The 16604-nt window shown below is 72.1% G+C and carries 18 protein-coding genes; 9 read left to right on the top strand and 9 right to left on the bottom strand.

Translation table 11 applies throughout. From position 1 onward, the window contains the following. Positions 1-107: 107 nt before the first annotated feature. Together QQX09_RS11255 and QQX09_RS11250 are read right to left on the bottom strand one after the other, a co-directional pair. Positions 108-1133: a LacI family DNA-binding transcriptional regulator gene (locus QQX09_RS11255; RefSeq protein ID WP_301134715.1), complete on the bottom strand. Its 1026-nt coding sequence runs from the start codon at positions 1131-1133 to the stop codon at positions 108-110. A gap of 18 nt (positions 1134-1151) precedes the next feature. Beyond that, entirely contained in the window at positions 1152-1916 is a 765-nt protein-coding gene (locus tag QQX09_RS11250) for an SDR family NAD(P)-dependent oxidoreductase (protein ID WP_301134713.1), read from the bottom strand. Positions 1917-1997: 81 nt separating this feature from the next. Here QQX09_RS11250 and QQX09_RS11245 point away from each other — a divergent pair, with 81 nt between their 5' ends. The 4 genes from QQX09_RS11245 (at position 1998) to QQX09_RS11230 (ending at position 4069) form a co-directional block, all read left to right on the top strand. Beyond that, the gene (locus tag QQX09_RS11245) at positions 1998-2486 is read left to right on the top strand and encodes a beta-class carbonic anhydrase (protein ID WP_301134711.1); all 489 of its coding nucleotides are present in this window, start codon (positions 1998-2000) and stop codon (positions 2484-2486) included. Positions 2487-2519: 33 nt separating this feature from the next. Beyond that, positions 2520-2777, top strand: a complete 258-nt coding sequence (locus QQX09_RS11240; RefSeq protein ID WP_301134709.1) for a DUF1232 domain-containing protein — start codon at positions 2520-2522, stop codon at positions 2775-2777. Between the two features lie 72 nt (positions 2778-2849). Continuing rightward, complete coding sequence (locus QQX09_RS11235; RefSeq protein WP_301134707.1) at positions 2850-3572, top strand: flavodoxin family protein; 723 nt, start codon at positions 2850-2852, stop codon at positions 3570-3572. Next, entirely contained in the window at positions 3572-4069 is a 498-nt protein-coding gene (locus QQX09_RS11230; RefSeq protein WP_301134705.1) for a GyrI-like domain-containing protein, read from the top strand. The genes QQX09_RS11235 and QQX09_RS11230 overlap by 1 nt, the downstream gene beginning before the upstream one ends. A 16-nt stretch (positions 4070-4085) precedes the next feature. Here the strand turns inward: QQX09_RS11230 and QQX09_RS11225 are convergent, their stop codons facing one another. The 5 genes from QQX09_RS11225 to QQX09_RS11205 all read right to left on the bottom strand — a co-directional run bounded on the left by QQX09_RS11225 (position 4086) and on the right by QQX09_RS11205 (position 11251). Next, on the bottom strand, positions 4086-4382 hold the full coding sequence (locus QQX09_RS11225) for a hypothetical protein (protein WP_301134703.1): 297 nt from the start codon (positions 4380-4382) through the stop codon (positions 4086-4088). Beyond that, positions 4379-4849: a hypothetical protein gene (locus tag QQX09_RS11220; protein WP_301134701.1), complete on the bottom strand. Its 471-nt coding sequence runs from the start codon at positions 4847-4849 to the stop codon at positions 4379-4381. Before QQX09_RS11220 ends, QQX09_RS11225 begins: the two co-directional genes overlap by 4 nt. Positions 4850-4876: 27 nt before the next feature. After that, positions 4877-6781 (bottom strand): BCCT family transporter, encoded by a 1905-nt coding sequence (locus tag QQX09_RS11215; RefSeq protein WP_301134699.1) that lies wholly within the window; start codon positions 6779-6781, stop codon positions 4877-4879. Between the two features lie 228 nt (positions 6782-7009). After that, a complete protein-coding gene (locus QQX09_RS11210) occupies positions 7010-9385 on the bottom strand; it encodes a glycoside hydrolase family 3 C-terminal domain-containing protein (protein WP_301134697.1) in 2376 nt (791 codons plus the stop codon). Between the two features lie 291 nt (positions 9386-9676). Next, positions 9677-11251 (bottom strand): HNH endonuclease, encoded by a 1575-nt coding sequence (locus QQX09_RS11205; protein WP_301134695.1) that lies wholly within the window; start codon positions 11249-11251, stop codon positions 9677-9679. Between the two features lie 168 nt (positions 11252-11419). Here QQX09_RS11205 and QQX09_RS11200 point away from each other — a divergent pair, with 168 nt between their 5' ends. Beyond that, entirely contained in the window at positions 11420-12172 is a 753-nt protein-coding gene (locus QQX09_RS11200; RefSeq protein ID WP_301134693.1) for a siderophore-interacting protein, read from the top strand. A 92-nt stretch (positions 12173-12264) separates the two neighbouring features. Next, positions 12265-12630: a DoxX family protein gene (locus QQX09_RS11195; protein WP_301134691.1), complete on the top strand. Its 366-nt coding sequence runs from the start codon at positions 12265-12267 to the stop codon at positions 12628-12630. 15 nt (positions 12631-12645) lie between these two features. Here QQX09_RS11195 and QQX09_RS11190 read toward each other — a convergent pair whose 3' ends face one another. Continuing rightward, a complete protein-coding gene (locus QQX09_RS11190) occupies positions 12646-13494 on the bottom strand; it encodes an aldo/keto reductase (protein ID WP_301134689.1) in 849 nt (282 codons plus the stop codon). Between the two features lie 64 nt (positions 13495-13558). Here QQX09_RS11190 and QQX09_RS11185 point away from each other — a divergent pair, with 64 nt between their 5' ends. Next, positions 13559-14116 (top strand): dihydrofolate reductase family protein, encoded by a 558-nt coding sequence (locus QQX09_RS11185; protein ID WP_301134688.1) that lies wholly within the window; start codon positions 13559-13561, stop codon positions 14114-14116. Positions 14117-14146: 30 nt separating this feature from the next. Here the strand turns inward: QQX09_RS11185 and QQX09_RS11180 are convergent, their stop codons facing one another. Next, positions 14147-15136 (bottom strand): transglutaminase domain-containing protein, encoded by a 990-nt coding sequence (locus QQX09_RS11180; RefSeq protein WP_301134686.1) that lies wholly within the window; start codon positions 15134-15136, stop codon positions 14147-14149. Between the two features lie 112 nt (positions 15137-15248). Here QQX09_RS11180 and QQX09_RS11175 point away from each other — a divergent pair, with 112 nt between their 5' ends. Continuing rightward, positions 15249-15605, top strand: coding sequence for a nuclear transport factor 2 family protein (locus tag QQX09_RS11175; RefSeq protein ID WP_301134684.1), 357 nt, complete (start codon positions 15249-15251; stop codon positions 15603-15605). Positions 15606-15731: 126 nt separating this feature from the next. After that, complete coding sequence (locus QQX09_RS11170) at positions 15732-16604, top strand: alpha/beta fold hydrolase (protein WP_301134682.1); 873 nt, start codon at positions 15732-15734, stop codon at positions 16602-16604.

Here is a 16604-nt window from a genome sequence, read left to right as displayed (position 1 = left end):
CAACACCGTTGGGGGGCTTTCGTCATATAGCAGCACCTTCGCACCCTCCGAGGGAGCAGCACGCTGGAACGAACCGGCGCTCCGCCCGGTCGCGTGGGACCCCTGGATCAGGCGCGCGGAGCCCCCGTCGAGGCGCGCACCACGAGGTCGCACGCCACCAGCATGGACGGCTCGGCGGCGCCGCCGGGTGTGGGAAGCGGCGCTCCCCCCTCGATCCGGGTGAGCACCTCCTCGACGAGCCGCCGCCCGACCTCGGCGAACGGCTGACGCACCGTCGTGAGCGGCGGTCGAAGGTAGCCGGCGAGCGGGATGTCGTCGAAGCCGACGACGGACAGGTCCGCCGGCACCTCCCTGCCGGCTTCTGTCCACGCCTGCATGAGGCCCGCCGCCATCTCGTCGTTCGCGCAGAAGACGGCCGTCGCATCGTCCCTCCGGAGGAGCGCACGCCCGGCTGCGCGGCCGGAGGCCGCGCTCCAGTCCCCCCGCAGAGGGTCCGGTGGCACGATCCCGTGCTCCTCGAGCACCTCCCGCCACGCGCGCAGACGCGCCCGGGCGGGGATCGAGTCCTCGGGCCCCGCGACATGGTGGACGGTGCGGTGGTCGAGGCCGAGCAGGTGCTCGACGGCGGCGCGCGCGCCCTGTGCGTGGTCGGCGCCCACCATCGGCAGCCTGCCGCCGAAGGTGGCGTCCGCGACGACGACGGGCAGGCCCGCGGGCAGCGCCAGGCGGCCCGCGTCCTCGATCTCGGCCCGGATGATGATGAGGCCGTCGATGGCCTGGTGGGAGAGGCGGGATGCCGCCTCGGCGACGTCCTCGTGCTCGGTGGAGTCGATGTCGAGCAGCGTCACCGTGTGGCCCGCCCGGCGCGCGGCCTGCACGACGGCCTCGACGATGCTCGACTCGCCGGTGCGGGCGAGCCGGTGCGCGATCACGCCGATGGTGTCGAAGCTGCCGCTGCGCAGCGCCCTGGCGGCGGTGTTCGGGGTGTAGCCCACCGACTCCATGGCTGTGAGCACCCGCCGGCGCGTCGCGGGGCTCACGTTGAGCGAACCGTTGGCGACGCGCGACACGGTCTGACCCGACACCCCGGCGAGCCGGGCGACGTCCGACATCGAGGCGCGGGGCGGTGTCATGCAGGCATCCTAGGCGCGTCAGTGCAGGTGTTCGCCCGAGACCTGGGCGAGGCGCTCGACGAGCGCGGCGCGCAGGGCGAGGTCGTGCGCGGCAGGCGGGGCGGGTTCGGCGTGACGCTTGTGCACGTACTGCCCGCCGCGGCGCGGGACCGCCTCGTCGGACGTGAGCATCCACACGGGGGTGTCGGCGCCGTCGGAGATCGGCAGCGCCGCCTGGGGGCCGCCCATGCGGGTGCGCAGCCACCCGGGGTGGACCACGTTGACCGGCCGGTCGGTGTGCCGTGCCGCGAGCTCGAAGGCGAGCATCGTGGCGAGCAGCTTCGAGTTCGCGTACGCCTGACGGCCGTTCCACGGATCGGGCGGTGACAGGTCGACGCGCGGCTCGCCCTGCGCAGCGGAGTCGGAGCCGATGATCACCATCCTGCGGGGCATCGACAGCAGCGCGCACAGCAGGTACGGGGCCACCACGTTCACCTGGACGATGCGCTCGAGCCCGTCCTCGGTGAGGATCGGCCGGTCCTGGTCGGGCCCCAGGGCCGCGTTGTGGACGATCACGTCGTACGGCCCCCGGCCGCGCGCATCGTCCGCCAGGAGCCGCGTGGACGCGAGGGAGTCGAGCCTGCCGGTGACGCCCGCGACGGCACCCGGCGCGGCGGCTAGCGCGACCTCGGTGCGTGCGGCGTCCCGGCCATGCACCACCACCTCGTAGCCGAGCGCGCCGAGGCGGCGGGCGATCTCCGAGCCCAGGCCCTGGGCGGCTCCGGTGACGAGGGCGCGCGGCATGGCTTCATCGTTGCAACAGCATCGGCCCACGACAAGAGGCAGATTAGGCTGGGCCCGCAACCCGTCCCCGAAGGAGCACCCATGGGAATCGCCGACGAGCTCGTCGCCAACAACGCCGAGTACGCCACCACGTACACGCCGGACCGGCCGCTGCCGCCCCGCCGTCAGCTCGCGGTGGTCGCGTGCATGGACTCCCGTCTCGACGTGTTCGCGCTGCTCGGTCTCGAGGTCGGCGACGCGCACATCATGAGGAACGCCGGCGGCGTCATCACCGACGACATGGTGCGCTCCCTGGTGATCTCGCAGCGCAAGCTCGGCACGCGCGAGATCATCCTCGTCCACCACACCGACTGCGGTGCCCTCACCTTCACCGACGACGAGCTCCGCAACCAGCTCCTCGACGAGACCGGCCTCAAGCCCACGTGGAGCCCCGAGTCGTTCAAGGACCTCGACGCGGACCTGCGCCAGTCGATGGAGCGCCTGCGTCGCAACCCGTTCCTCGTCGACGCCACCCAGGTGCGCGGCTTCGTCTTCGACGTCCACACGGGGATGCTGCGCGAGGTCGTCTGACGCGTGCGCGGCGCGAGGGCGCATACTGGGCGCATGTGGATGAGCTTCCTCAAGGCGGTCCGGAACGGCGAGCACCGGCTCGCGCCGATGACATGGATCGCGGGCGCGGGCGCGGTGCTCTACACGCTGTGGCCGCTCGACCTCATCCCGGAGCTGGTCCTCGGCCCGCTCGGGCTGGTGGACGATGCGGGCCTGTGGGGCATCCTGATCGTGCTGGTGACGCGCGAGAAGCAGCGGTACGAGGCGGGCCTGCGGGCCGAGGCGATCGACGTCGAGGGCACGGTCCGCTGAGCCGTGCTTCCGCCCGCCCTCACCGACGCTCCCGCCCTGACAGGACCGCGCGCCTGACGTAGCGTCGAGGGCATGAGCACCCCGGGCTTCTCGGACCTCACGGCCGTGGTCGTGAACTGCACCCTCAAGCCGTCGCCCACCCTCTCGCATACGCAGGGGCTGCTCGACGTCGCGATCGCGATCATGCGGGCCCAGGGCGTCGAGGTCGACGTCGTCCGCGCGGTCGATCACGTCCTCGCGCCGGGCGTGTACCCGGACATGCGCGAGGACGTGCCAGGCGGCTCCCAGGACCGCGACGACTGGCCGTCCCTCGCCCCCCGGATCCTCGACGCGGACATCCTGCTGCTCGGCACCCCGATCTGGCTGGGAGACAAGTCCTCGGTCGCGACGCGCGTGATCGAGCGACTCTACGGGCTGTCGGGCGACCTCAACGACCGTGGGCAGTACCTCTACTACGGTCGGGCCGCCGGCGTCGTGGTGACGGGCAACGAGGACGGCGCCAAGCACGTCGCGATGAACGTGCTCTACTCGCTGCAGCACCTCGGGTACACGATCCCGCCGAACGCGGACGCCGCATGGATCGGGGAGGCCGGGCCCGGCCCGTCGTACCTCGACGAGGGCAGCGGCGGCCCCGAGAACGACTTCACGCAGCGCAACACCACCTTCATGACGTGGAACCTCATGCACGTCGCACGGTGGCTCAAGGACGGCGGCGGCTTCCCGGCCGGCGGCAACTCGCGCCGCGAGTGGGACGCGGGCGCGCGCTTCGACCACCCCAACCCGGAGTACCGATGATGAGCGGCCTCCAGCACCTGCCCGCACGCGCCTACGTCGCGATGCCGATGGATGTCTCGCTCGCGCAGCTGCCGCGCGTGGTCCGCGAGGAGTTCGACCGGGTGGCGGCGCTGCTCGCCTCGCGCGGGATCGCGCCGCGCGGCGCCGTGATCCGCTACGTCTCCGCGCGCCCGGACGGCACCTTCTCGATCGAGGTCGGGCACCTCGTCGACGCCGCCGACCTCGAGGGCTCGCCGATCGAGCCCGACATCCTGCCCGAGGGGGAGTACTCGGTGGCCCGCCACGAGGGGCCCTACTCGGGGATCGGCGAGGTCACCCGCGCGCTCATGGACTCATGGGGGCCAGCCGGGGTCGCGCCCGCCTCCGCGCACACGACCACCGGCGACGACTACGCGTCCTGGTACGAGCTCTACCTCGACATGCCCCGCGAGGGCCCGGAGGGGCCCGAGGGCGCGGTCGAGATCTGCGTGCTCACGCTGCCGCCCGAGGCCGGTTGAGGCCGGCGGGGAGCGGTCAGGCGGCGAGGGCGAACGATGCGCGGGTCGCGCCGCGCGCGGAGGTCCGGGCCGCCATGTCGCCCTCCTCGTCGGCCTCCCGGTAGGCGACCATGCCGCCGGGGGTCGTGCATCGTCCGTCGCCGTGGTCCGCGACCTGCGCGCCCACCACGAGCAGCGCGGCGGCGTGCGCGCCTACCCGCCAGGCGATCATCGAGTCGCCGTCGGACATCAGCGCCCACCCGCCACGGACCGACATGACCGTGCGGAGCAGCGGTCGCGTGCCATGGACGAGGGCGGGCGTGCGGGTGTTCATGCCTGCGACTCTAACCCCGCGCGGGCGGGACCGATGACCGCCTCGAGGGCCCGCAGCAGGCTTGACGGGTCGTCGACGGCGACCGCGTGCGCGGTGCCGTCGTCGAGCTCGACGACCAGGGCGGCCTCGCCCGCGTAGACGGTGTGCAGCGCGGCCTTCGGCAGGCCGTCGTTCGAGGCGACCGACCGGACGGAGACGATGCGGTCGACGGGGACGTCGACCGGCGCGCGGAGGCCGCGGCGCAGGGTGAGGGTGGTGGCGTCGAGCGTGACCGGCCGGCGGACCGCGGCCGCCCAGTCGACGAGGACCCAGGCGATGAACGCGATGGACAGCGCCGTGATCGCGAGCGCGACGGTGCCGTTCCAGCGGGCCAGCAGCAGGTGCGCGACGGGGATCTCGACCGCCGACACCGCGGTCACGGACAGGACGAGCTGTCGGGGGAGCCCGAGCGCGTACGAGAACCGCATGCGCTCAGGCTAGGGCCCGATGCGGGTTCAGGCCCCCTTGTCCTCGTCGCTCCCGGGCGGCGGCTCGGGCGCGGCGGACTCGGCGGCCGCCTCCTCGACGTCGCGATGCGCGATCGCGATGCTGTCGGTGTCGAGCGACTCGTAGTGCGGTGCGGAGTCCCCGGCGGTGTCGGTGGTGGCGCCCGCCGTCGCGGACGCCTCTCCCGATGGTGGCGCGGTCCCCGTCGCCGGTGCCGCGGCCTGGCCGGCGGCGGACTGCTGCTGGGCCGTCGCATCGTCCCGCCGCCGTCGCCGCCACCCCATCCGCAGCCGGGGCTGAGCGATCTCGGTGGTCGACGGCTCGAGCCCGTAGGTATCGGCGATGTGCTCGACGAACTGCTGCCGGGTGGCGCGCAGGTACGCGCGATGCTCGCGTTCGAAGGCGCGGAACAGCGACACGACCATGCCGATCATGACGAAGCTGAACGGCAGGGCGGTGATGATGGCCGCAGTCTGGAGGGCCGTGAGCCCGCCGGAGAGCAGCAGCGCGATCGCGACGGCGGCGGTGGTGCACGCCCAGAAGACGCGCACCCAGCGGGCCGGCGTCTCCTTCCCGCCCGAGGTGAGCATCGACAGGACGAAGCTGCCGGAGTCGGAGGACGTCACGAAGAAGATGCCGACGAGCAGGATGGCTCCGAGACTGGCGACGGCTCCGCCTGGCAGATTGCCGAGCATGTCGAACAGGGCGCCCTCGTAGTCGATCGAGCCGTCCGCGCCGATGAGCCCGCCGCCCCCGAACAGCTCCTGGTACAGGGCGGTGCCGCCCATGACGGCGAACCACAAGAACGTGATCATCGCGGGGACGAGGAGGACGCCCCACACGAACTCGCGCACGGTGCGGCCCTTCGAGACGCGGGCGATGAAGATGCCGACGAAGGGCGCCCAGGAGATCCACCAGCCCCAGTAGAAGGTGGTCCAGCTCGCCTGCCAGGCAGCGCCCTCGGCACCCGCGTAGGCGGAGACGTTGAAGCTCAGGCCCACGAAGTTCTGGATGTAGTTGCCGATCGACTGCACGAACTCGCGCAGCAGGAACAGCGTCGGCCCGGTGAAGAGCACGTAGAGCAGCAGCACCGCGGCGAGCGTGAGGTTGATGTTCGACAGCCACTTCATGCCGCGGGCGAGACCCGTGAGCAGGGAGAAGAGGGTGATGATCGTGATGATCACGATGAGGACCACCTGCGTGGTGGTGGTCGGCTCGGCGATGCCGGCGGAGGACAGGCCCGCGGAGATCTGCAGGACGCCCAGGCCGAGCGAGGTCGCGATGCCGAACAGCGTGCCCAGGACCGCGGTGATGTCGATGACGTTGCCCCAGCGGCCCTCGACATGCTTGCCGAGGAGCGGCTCGAGGGACCAGCGGATCGAGACCGGCCGGCCGCGCCGGTGGACCGCGTAGGCGATCGCGAGGCCGACGACGATGTAGATCGACCACGCGTGGAGGCCCCAGTGCAGGAAGGTCTGCGACATCGCGGACTGCGCGAGCTGGGTCTCGGATCCGGTCACGCCGGGTCGCGGGTCGGCGTAGTGGGCGAGCGGCTCGGAGACGCCGTAGAACACGAGGCCGATGCCCATGCCGGCGGCGAAGAGGAGCGCGTACCAGGAGAACTTGCTGAAGGCCGGCTCCTCGCCGTCCTTGCCGAGCGTGATGTCGCCGTACCGGCTGAAGCCCAGGTAGAGCGTCACCACCACGAAGAAGGCGGCGATGAGGACGTAGTACCAGCCGAACGCGTTGATGATGTCGCTCTGGATGGTGTCGAAGAGGCTCTCGGCGACGCCCGGCGCCATGATCGCGAAGGCGGCGAAGCCCAGGATGAGGACCGCCGAGGGCCAGAACACCCAGCGCGCCAGGTCCCCCCGGGTCATCGGTTCGCGAGGCTTGGTGCTCGTGGTCGTCATGACGCCTCCCCTGGTAGCGCGGCCCCGGCCGTTGCCAGGGGTGCTTCGTCACCCATCCTGCCCCCTTGCGCCCCGGGATGCGCGGGCGTGGCGCGGGTGAGGCGCGGGCGCGGCGTCGGCGCGGCCCGGGCGAGGCGTCGGCGCGGCGCGGTCCGGGCGTGGCGCATCGTCCGGCCGTCGTGCCCGCCCTCCCGCCCGCTGTGCGGTCGGCGGGAGGGCGGGGGCGGCTCAGCCGTGCTCGCGCCAGGCCTTGGCGGACGTGAGGTTGAGGATGCGGATGAGCCGGTCGAGGCTGGCGAACGACATCTTGCCTTCGCTGCCCATCGCGACCTGGCGCAGCGGAGCGCTGCGCACGTTGGTCTCGAACATGCGGCGGGTGCTCGCGTCGGCGTTGTCCCAGTCGTAGGAGCGGCCCGCCTGCTGCGTCATCATGCCCGCGAACATCCGTCCGGTCGCGGTCTCGTGGAGATCCGCGGTGGTCGAGTCACGGTGGAACGGCACCGCTGTCGGCACGGGCGGGATCTCGGAGCCGAGCATCGTCCGGAACTCGTCGTCGGTCGCGACGAAGGCGGAGGGTCCGTGGGCGGGGAAGACGGCCTGGCCCTCGGTGACCGTGACGGTGCGGCGGGCGCGGATGTCGGTGGACGATGCGCCGACGAGGATCTCGTAGCCGCCCGTCTCGACGCGCCACTCCTGCGAGCGGACGTCCCACACCGCGAGGGCGCGACGGTCGAGCCGGACGGTGACCTTCTGAGACGTGCCGGGCTCGAGGTGGACCTTCGCGAAGCCCTTGAGCTCCTTCTCGGGGCGGTACACGGTCGACTCGGGGTCGCGCACGTACACCTGCACCACCTCGGAGCCGGCGCGCGGGCCGACGTTGGTGACCGTCACCGTCACCGAGTAGCCGTCCTTGGTCTTGCGCACGGTGAGCCCGGAGTGGTCGAAGGCCGTGTAGGTGAGGCCGTGCCCGAACGGGAAGCGGGCGGGCACGCCCGCGGCGTCGTGGAAGCGGTAGCCGACGTAGAGACCCTCGCGGTACTGGACCTGCTTGGCGTGGCGCGCGAAGTCGCGGGCCGCGGGCAGGTCGGAGGCCGAGACGGGGAAGGACTCGGCGAGGCGGCCGCCGGGCGCGACGTCGCCGAGGATCACGTCGGCGAGCGCGGAGCCGCCGGCCTGGCCGCCGAGGTAGGCCTCGACGATGGCCGCGGGGCCGTCCGACCAGGGCATCTCGATGGGTGCGCCGTTGAGGAGCGCGACGACGGTGCGGTGGTTCGCCTCGGTCGCGGCGGCGATGGTGGCGATGTGGCCGTCGGGGAGGCGGAGGTGCTCGCGGTCGAAGCCCTCGGACTCGTAGGAGTCGGGCAGGCCGGCGAGGACGATGACGACGTCGGCCTTGCGCGCGGCATCGCGGACCTCGGCGAGCAGCGCCTCCTCCGTCTCGCCGGTGGCGGCGTCGTAGCCCTGCGCGTAGTGCACCTCGGCGGCGTCGCCGACGGAGGCGCGGAGCGCCTCGATGAACGTGTCGACCTGTGTCGGGGTGACGAGCGACGAGCCGGCGCCCTGGTAGCGGGGCTTCTTGGCGAAGGATCCGATCACCGCGATGCTGCCGGTGCGCTCGAGCGGCAGGATGCCGTCGTTGGTGAGCAGCACGGTGCCGGCCGCGGCGGCGCGGCGGGCGAGCTCGTGGTGGGCGGCGGGGTCGACCTGCGATGAGCCCTTGTCGTTCTGGGTGCGGAGCGCGAGGTCGATGACGCGGGTGACAGCGAGGTCGAGCTCGGCGGTGGTGAGCAGGCCCGAGTTGTGCGCCGCGTCCACCTGCGAGTCCCAGGAGCCGTCGCTGCCGGGCATCTCGAGATCGAGCCCCGCGCAGATCCCGAGCGCCCTGTCGGAGACGGCGTGCCAGTCCGACATCACGAGGCCGTCGAAGCCCCACTCGTCGCGGAGGATATCGGTGAGGAGCGTGCGGCTGATGTCCGCGTGCTCGCCGTTGACCTTGTTGTACGAGCACATCACGGTCCAGGGCTGGGACTCCTTGACCGCGATCTCGAAACCGGTGAGGTAGAGCTCGCGCAGCGTCCTGTCGTCGACGACGGTGTCGATCGACATCCGGAAGAACTCCTGGTTGTTCGCGGCGTAGTGCTTGAGGCACGCGCCGACACCCTGCGACTGGATGCCGCGGACCATCGCGGCTGCCATCTTGCCGGAGAGGAACGGGTCCTCGGAGAAGTACTCGAAGTTGCGGCCGCCCGCCGGGTGGCGCTTGATGTTGAGGCCGGGACCGAGCAGGACGGCCACATCGTTGGCGCGGCTCTCGCGGCCGAGCGCGGCACCGACCTCCTCGATGAGCTCCGGGTCCCACGTGGACCCGAGCGTGACCGCGGTAGGGAAGCAGGTGGCGGGGGCGGCGTTGTTGATGCCGATGTGGTCCGTCGCGACGACCTGCTTCCGCACGCCGTGGGGGCCGTCCGTCAGCATGATCGACGGGACCCCGTGCTCGTCGACGGGTTCGGTCGTCCAGGCGTCCCGGCCCGAGACCAGGCGGATCTTGTCGTCGGTGGACAGGGTCGAGACGATCTTCTCGGCCCTCGCGTACGTGTCGCGCATGGGGTTCCTTCGTGGGGAGGGGGGACGGCTTCGTCGGTACCTCCATCCTATCGACGCAGGGTGCCACGCGTCGGGACTCTCGACCAGTGTCGGGCCTGGTCCGGACGCCAGTGGCGACGGCTGCGCAGCGGGGAGCGGGAGGGAGCGAGGCAGGGGTGCGCGAGGGGCGCGCGATTGGCGTGAGATTGGCGCCGAAGGGGTGTGGGACGGCTGTGGGATGGACGCGGGAGCCGGGGGTGTGGAGGCCGGGCGGACACGCCTCACCGCGTCGGGGGCCGCCATCTCCCGAAGCTAGGCGGCGTCGCGTCTGCCGTCCGGCGGGTCGCCTGGCGGCGGCTCCTGGGGTGCGGGGTCGGTGGTGGTGCAGCGCCAGGCGCGGGGCGGGCCGAAGCGTGCGCGGCCTCCCACCCTGGGTTCGCGGGCGGGGTCGACTGTCGCGGGTGGGATGAACCAGATCTCGGTGGCGGTGGCGCGGATGTCCCAGCCTTGGTCGTGGATGACGTGGTGGCAGTGGCTGCACAGGAGCACGCCGTTGTCGATGCTGGTGCGTCCGCCGTGGATCCACCAGCGGATGTGGTGGATCTCGGCCCAGGCGGGAGGGGCGCCGCAGAAGGCGCAGCCGCCGTCGCGTTCGCCGATGGCGATGCGTTGAGCCTTGGTGAAGAGGCGGCGCTTGCGGCCGAGGTCGAGCAGCTCGCCCTGGCCGCCGAGGACGGCGGGGATGACGAAGGCGTTCGCGGCCATGCGGCGTGAGGTGGCGATGTCGATGGGCGGCGTGCAGCCGTCGACCTCGCCCAGGCCGAGCCCGCTGCGGAGGTCCTTCTCCTGGATCCGGACGACGACGGTGACGTTGGCCAGGGGCAGATCGGTGGCTTCGCACGACATGCCGTGGCGGCACAGGGCTGCGAGGGCGTCGGCGCGCATCTGGTCGGTGGCTCGCTCGTCGATCCCCGGGTTGTCGCGGCTGGCACGCATGGCGTCCCCGACCAGCGCGTCCAGCACCGCGCGTACCGGGGCGGCGCTCTCGGGGTCGAGCTCGCCGTTGATGACGAGCATCCCGGCACGGTTCTCCCATATCCGCAGCCGACGTTGGCGGCGCATCCGGGCGAGGTTGCGTTGGTGCTGCTCGACGTCGAGGGCGGCCTTGAAACGGCCCACGATGCGGGCGAAGCGGGTCGCGTCCAGCCCTATCGCGCGCTCGACCAGCTCCGCGGCGGCCTCCTGCTTGCGCTCGTCGGACACGTCCGTGGACAGCGAGTCGAGCATGACGATGATCTGCGAGCCGCAGTCCGCGGAGATCACCCCACGGTCCAGCGCGGCCGCGACCGCCGGGTAGCGCGGCTGCGTCTTCGCGGCAGGCGGGTCGTCCTCCGGATCATCGTCAGGGTTGTCGTCGGGGTGCCCCTCGCCCTCGTCGGACGGGCCGGCAGGATCATCCTCGTTCTCGTTCTCGTTCTCGTTCTCGTTTTCGTTCTCGGGATCGGGCTCGGGACCGCCGCGGGAGTGCTCCATCTCCTCCAGCGCCCGCCCGACCTCGAGGAGCCGGTGCGCCTCGGCCCGCGTGGTGCCCATGGTCGCGGCGACCAGGTCCGCCGCGCTGCGATGACCGTGCCGCCGCGCCACGCCGCCGCCGGGCACGTCCGACAGGTGCTCGACGTCCCGCGCGGTGCGCGCCAGCACCATGTCGACCTCGCGGGCCAGCTGCGCCGCATCACCCAGCCGCGCCACCACGTTCGGCGTGCCCTCCACCGCCGCCAAGTCCCGCATCGTCCCCACCGCCACCCGCGCCTCCAGGCACGCATGCCCGAACGCGTCGACCCCGGGCGTGCCCCCGGGATCGGCGTCGAACAGGTGCGGGATGTCCATGGATCCATCACACCACCGGGGTCTGACAATCCGGACAAACGGGGTGCTGCTTGTGGAGAAGCCGCGCTCGCAAGGATCGCCTGCGATCCCGCATACGATGAGTGCATGGCAAGTCCCCGCCCGAACAGCCCTTCCAACGCCGGCCGCCCGGACCGCCCGAGTCGCCCCGTGCGCACGCTCACCGTGGTCCGCACGCACCGCATCGCGCCGAGCATGGTCCGCGTGGTCCTCACCGGCCCCGACCTCGACGCGCTCCCCGACCTCACCTTCACGGACCACTACGTGAAGCTGAAGCTCGGCGACGTCACCCGCACGTACACGATCCGGTCCCTCGACCGCGCCGCGCGCGAGCTCGCGCTCGACTTCGTGATCCACGGCGACCAGGGCCTCGCGGGCCCGTGGGCCGCGGCGGCGCAGCCCGGCGACGCCCTGAGCTTCGTCGGCCCCGGCGGCGGCTGGGCGCCCGCGCCCGACGCCGACCTCCACCTCCTCGTCGGCGACGAGTCCGCGCTTCCCGCGATCGCCGCCGCCCTCGAGCACCTGCGCGCGACCAGGGACGATGCGCGCGTCGAGGTCTACCTCGAGGTCGCCTCGGCGGCCGAGGAGCAGCCCCTCCCGACCACCGTGAACACGGAGGTCCACTGGATCCATCGCGGGCCCGACGACGGCTACGGTGAGGCGCTCACCCGCGCCGTCCTCGACGCGCCCGCTCCCGGGAGCCCCGCGTCCGTCGAGGCCTTCGTCCACGGCAACGCCGACATGGTCAAGCCGCTCCGTCGGCACCTCTTCAACGACCTCGGGATCCCGCGCGACCGCGTCTCGATCTCCGGCTACTGGCGCAGCGGCATGGACGAGGACGGCTGGCAGTCGAGCAAGCGCGACTTCAACGCGCGCATGGAGGCCGAGCAGGACGCCGCCTGAGCGCATCGTCCCGTAGCCAGGCACGATGCGCGGGCCGGGGTGGCGCGCACGGCACCGCCGTGGTTGCCTGGAGGTGACGGAAGGGGGACGTCATGCTCACCGCGCTCTGGATCCTCAACGGGGTCCTCGCAGTGTTCTTCCTCGTCGCGGGCGGGATGAAGCTGCTGCGCACCAAGGAGGAGCTGCGCGCGTCGGGTCAGGGATGGACCGACGACTTCCGGCCCGGCAGCATCAAGGGGATCGGTGTCGCGGAGGTGCTGGGCGCGCTGGGTCTCATCCTGCCGCTCGCCACGGGCATCGCGCCCGTCCTCGCGCCGCTCGCCGCGGCGGGCCTCGCGATCGACATGGGTGCGGCCACCGTGGTGCACTCGCAGCGCAACGAGACCATGCTGCCCACGTTGGGGCTCGGGCTCGCCACCACCGTCTCGGTGGTGCTGGGCTTCATTCACGTGCTGTGACGCGCATCGTCCCCACTACATCTCCTCGTGGGTCTCGGGGTCGCCGTCGAAGAGGCGGCCGTCGGGGCGGCCGAGGGCGGTGATCGCGTCGACCTCGTCGGCGGTGAGCGAGAAGCCGGCCGCCGCGAGGTTCTCGACCTGACGCGACGGGGTCGCGGACTTCGGCAGCGGCAGGGTGCCCCGCTCGAGGTGCCACCGCAGGATCACCTGCGCGGGCGTGACGCCCAGACGATCCGCCGCCGCGACGACCACCGGCTCGCCGTACGGTGCCTGCCGCTTGCCGAGCGGGCTCCACGCCTGCGTGACGATGCCCAGCTCCTTGTGCCGCTCGAGGAGATCCACCTGCGGGAAGTAGGGGTGCAGCTCGACCTGGTTGATCGCGGGGACCACGTGGGTGTCGGAGATGATGTCGTCGAGCAGGCGCTCGTTGAAGTTCGAGACGCCGATGGTGCGCACGACGCCGCGCTCGCGCAGCTCGACGAGCGCCCGCCACGCCTCCTTGTAGAGGCCCGTGATCGGGTTGGGCCAGTGGATGAGCAGCACGTCGAGGCGGTCGACGCCGAGACGCGCGCGCGACTCCTCGCCGGACGCGATCGCACGCTCGTAGGAGTGGTGGCGGCCGGGCAGCTTGGACTGCACCGTGATCTCGTGGCGCGGCACGCCCGACTCGCGGAGGAAGTCGCGCAGCGCGCGCCCGACGATGCCCTCGTTCTCGTAGTTCACCGCGGAGTCGAGGATCCGGTAGCCGTGCTCGAGCGCGGACAGCACCGCGCGCCCGCCCTCGTCGCCCACCAGGGGGTACGTGCCGAAGCCGAGCGCGGGGATCGAGTGGCCGTCATTGAGCGTGAGGGTGGGGAGGGTCATGAGCCCACCCTAGGACGATGCGCCGACACCCCGCGCGCGACCGTCGGCCGACGTACGGTGAACCATGGGTCGGCTCATCTACGCCATGAACTGCTCGCTCGACGGGTACGTCAACGACGCCAACGGCGAGTTCGGCTGGTCCGAGCCCGACGTCGAGCTGCACGACTACTTCACCGAGCTCACACGGCGCACCGGCACCTTCCTGTACGGGCGGCGGATCCATGAGGTCATGCGCGTGTGGGAGGACTTCCGCAAGGAGCCCGACCTCGAGCCGCACATGCGCGCCTATGCGGACGCCTGGTGCGCGGTCGACAAGATCGTCTACTCGAGCGGCCTCGACGACCCCGGGATCCCGCGCGCGCGGGTGGCGCGCCGCTTCGACGCGGACGAGGTGCGGGCGCTCAAGGAGTCGTCCGAGCTCGACCTCTCCGTCGCCGGACCCACCCTCGCCGCCGCGGCCCTGCGCGCCGGGCTCGTGGACGAGGTGCAGCTCGCCTTCGCGCCCGTGGTGATCGGCGGCGGGACGCCCGTGTTCCCCGAGGGGCTGCGGGTGGACCTCGAGCTCGTCGCGGAGCGGCGCTTCCCTGCGGGTGCGGTGCTGGTGACCTATCGCGTGCGGTGATCGGGCGACCCGGTGACCTCGTGGTCGGCGTCAGCCGGCGTAGTCCGCGATCCGCGAGTCGACCATCCAGGTCTTGTCCGCCGTGCGGCTGTCGAGCAGCGGGTCGTCCTGGGCGAGCAGCAGGTAGTCGTGCGGCACCGGCTCCACGTCGAGGTCGTCCCAGGTGACGTCGACCACGCGCCAGGCGCCCTTGATCCGGACCATGTTCCACGCGTGCCGGATGGTGTCGCCGTCGCGGTCGACCTTCCCGGTGACGACGACGGTGTCCAGCCCCGCGGCCCGCGCGATCGCGTTGAACGCATCCGCGTACCCCCCGCACACCGCGGTCCCGGTGACGAGGATCCCGTAGGCCTCCTGCGACTCGGGCGCATCCTCGCCGGCGTCGATGCGCGCGGCCGCGTCCCAGTCGTAGGTGGCGGCGCGCGCCACGTAGTCGTGGATCGCCTCGACCTTCGCGACCTTCGACAGCCCGTCGAGCTCGAGCGACTCGAGGGCCGTCGTCACCGCGCGAAGCGTCTCCTCGCGTCGCTCGACACGTGTGCTGAGGTCGTACTGGTACCCGGGCGTCAGCTGCGTCGCCTGGCCGCTCGGGCCCACGTAGACCTGCGCGCTGTCGATCAGCGCGTACGGGTTCTGGATCACGATCTCGCGCACCGCATCGTTCACCGCCTTGCGGCCGGTCGTGCCCATCGTCCACCAGCCGATGTCGAAGTAGGCGCGCTCGGCCACGATCGCCGACTCGATGAAGCGGACCATCTCGGTGGAGCCGTAGAGCGGGTAGTCCACGGCGTACGGCGCCGGCGTCCAGGCGGGGGCGGGCTCGGCGGTCGGGCTCGGCTCGGCGGACGCGACGGGGGTGGACGATGCGGTGGCGGAGGCCTCGACGCCGCTCGGCTCCCGCGCGGCGGCGGCATCGTCCCCCGCGGACGCGGTGCCGAGATAGACGGCCGCCGCGGCGACGGCGGCGAGCAGCGGCACCCCCACGGCAGCCGAGAGGCGAGCGGTTCTCCTGGCCGGCATGGTCCCCCGAGCGTCGTAGGTGTGCCCCGAGACTAGCGGCGATTGTCAGGGACGATGCGCGCGGCACGGACGCTCGGTAGCGCCGCGACCGCCGCGACGGTAGATACGAACCATGACCCGAGCGAGCGACTGGCTGGACGGCTACATCAAGGCGTGGGAGACGAAGGCGGACGAGGACGTCCGCGCGATCTTCACCGACGACGCGGAGTACTGGTTCCGGCCGAACGACGAGGAGCCGGTGCGGGGGATCGACGCGATCCTCGAGTCATGGAAGGAGCCCGAGCCGGGCGTCCCCGTCCACGACCTCGCCGTGCTGATCGAGAACGACGAGCTCGGCATCGTCAAGGGCACCGTCGACTACCCGGGCGACGAGAAGTACACGAACCTGTGGGAGGTCTGGTTCGCGCCGGACGGCCGCGCGCAGCGGTTCGTCGAGTGGTACATGACGCCGCGCGAGAGCGACGGGTAGCCATCCGGCGCCCGGCGCCCGGCCGCCCAGGCTCCTACGATTGAAGGGAGACCGAGGGCCCGCGAGGCCCCGGAGAAGCGACCGAGACCCCGGACCCGTGCGCGCCAGACGAAGGACGGTGGCGACATGTCGGACCAGGGGAAGCCGAGGCTCACGGCGGAGACGCGACAGGGGCTGCCGGGCAGCTTCCTCGACCTCCCGACGGGGGTCACGCACTACGAGCTCGTGGGCGATCGGGACGCGCCGACCGTGGTCCTCGTCCACGGCAACGCCGCCCCGTACGTCACGTGGGACAGGACCGTCGCCGGGCTCGTCGACGCGGGGCTCAGGGTGCTGCGCTACGACGTGCTCGGCCACGGGTTCTCCGACCGGCCCGACCTGCCCACGTACGACAGGAGCCTCTACGACACGCAGCTGACGGAGCTGCTCGACGCGCTCGGCATCACGGGTCCGGTCCGGATGGCGGGATCCTCCCAGGGTGGGAGCATCGCCGCGTGCTTCGCCGCGTCGCACCCCGGCAGGGTGAGCCGTCTGGCGCTCCTCGCGCCGTTCTTCGACGACCTGCCCGGCTCGGGCAGCGTGCTCTTCCGCATCGTCACCGCCCGCGGCCTCGGGGAGCTGGCGCAGCGCATCGTCCCCGACCGGCGTCTCGCCGATCTCGCCGATGCGATGGTCGACCCCGGTGCCCGGGAGGCGCTCCAGCCCGAGGTGATGCGGCAGTTCGAGTTCGAGGGGAAGCGCCGCGCGGTGCTCGCGAACCTCAGGGGCGATGCGCTGCGGCCCGCGACGGCCTGCTACCAGGCGGTCAAGGAGCAGGGGATCCCCGTGCTGCTGACGTACGGCACCGAGGACCAGAAGCTGCCGGAGGCGCAGATGCGCAGGCTGCGGGAGTTCCTGCCGGATCTCGAGTACCGCGAGATCGAGGGGGTCGGGCACCTCGCCCACTACGAGTTGCCGGACGTGGTCACGCCCATCCTCGCGCGGTTCCTCGCGGGCTGA

The sequence above is a fragment of the Demequina litoralis genome, assembly GCF_030418455.1.
Taxonomy (GTDB): domain Bacteria; phylum Actinomycetota; class Actinomycetes; order Actinomycetales; family Demequinaceae; genus Demequina; species Demequina litoralis.
The sequence above is the reverse complement of the archived record's forward strand: the minus strand, read 5'-3'. Positions and strand labels throughout refer to the sequence as shown.

Excerpts from the sequence above, each read along its gene's own strand:
- QQX09_RS11255 (WP_301134715.1), bottom strand. The coding sequence starts at position 1,133 with ATGACACCGCCCCGCGCCTCGATGTCGGACGTCGCCCGGCTCGCCGGG.
- QQX09_RS11250 (WP_301134713.1), bottom strand. The coding sequence starts at position 1,916 with ATGCCGCGCGCCCTCGTCACCGGAGCCGCCCAGGGCCTGGGCTCGGAG.
- QQX09_RS11245 (WP_301134711.1), top strand. The coding sequence starts at position 1,998 with ATGGGAATCGCCGACGAGCTCGTCGCCAACAACGCCGAGTACGCCACC.
- QQX09_RS11240 (WP_301134709.1), top strand. The coding sequence starts at position 2,520 with ATGTGGATGAGCTTCCTCAAGGCGGTCCGGAACGGCGAGCACCGGCTC.
- QQX09_RS11235 (WP_301134707.1), top strand. The coding sequence starts at position 2,850 with ATGAGCACCCCGGGCTTCTCGGACCTCACGGCCGTGGTCGTGAACTGC.
- QQX09_RS11230 (WP_301134705.1), top strand. The coding sequence starts at position 3,572 with ATGAGCGGCCTCCAGCACCTGCCCGCACGCGCCTACGTCGCGATGCCG.
- QQX09_RS11225 (WP_301134703.1), bottom strand. The coding sequence starts at position 4,382 with ATGAACACCCGCACGCCCGCCCTCGTCCATGGCACGCGACCGCTGCTC.
- QQX09_RS11220 (WP_301134701.1), bottom strand. The coding sequence starts at position 4,849 with ATGCGGTTCTCGTACGCGCTCGGGCTCCCCCGACAGCTCGTCCTGTCC.
- QQX09_RS11215 (WP_301134699.1), bottom strand. The coding sequence starts at position 6,781 with ATGACGACCACGAGCACCAAGCCTCGCGAACCGATGACCCGGGGGGAC.
- QQX09_RS11210 (WP_301134697.1), bottom strand. The coding sequence starts at position 9,385 with ATGCGCGACACGTACGCGAGGGCCGAGAAGATCGTCTCGACCCTGTCC.
- QQX09_RS11205 (WP_301134695.1), bottom strand. The coding sequence starts at position 11,251 with ATGGACATCCCGCACCTGTTCGACGCCGATCCCGGGGGCACGCCCGGG.
- QQX09_RS11195 (WP_301134691.1), top strand. The coding sequence starts at position 12,265 with ATGCTCACCGCGCTCTGGATCCTCAACGGGGTCCTCGCAGTGTTCTTC.
- QQX09_RS11190 (WP_301134689.1), bottom strand. The coding sequence starts at position 13,494 with ATGACCCTCCCCACCCTCACGCTCAATGACGGCCACTCGATCCCCGCG.
- QQX09_RS11185 (WP_301134688.1), top strand. The coding sequence starts at position 13,559 with ATGGGTCGGCTCATCTACGCCATGAACTGCTCGCTCGACGGGTACGTC.
- QQX09_RS11180 (WP_301134686.1), bottom strand. The coding sequence starts at position 15,136 with ATGCCGGCCAGGAGAACCGCTCGCCTCTCGGCTGCCGTGGGGGTGCCG.
- QQX09_RS11175 (WP_301134684.1), top strand. The coding sequence starts at position 15,249 with ATGACCCGAGCGAGCGACTGGCTGGACGGCTACATCAAGGCGTGGGAG.
- QQX09_RS11170 (WP_301134682.1), top strand. The coding sequence starts at position 15,732 with ATGTCGGACCAGGGGAAGCCGAGGCTCACGGCGGAGACGCGACAGGGG.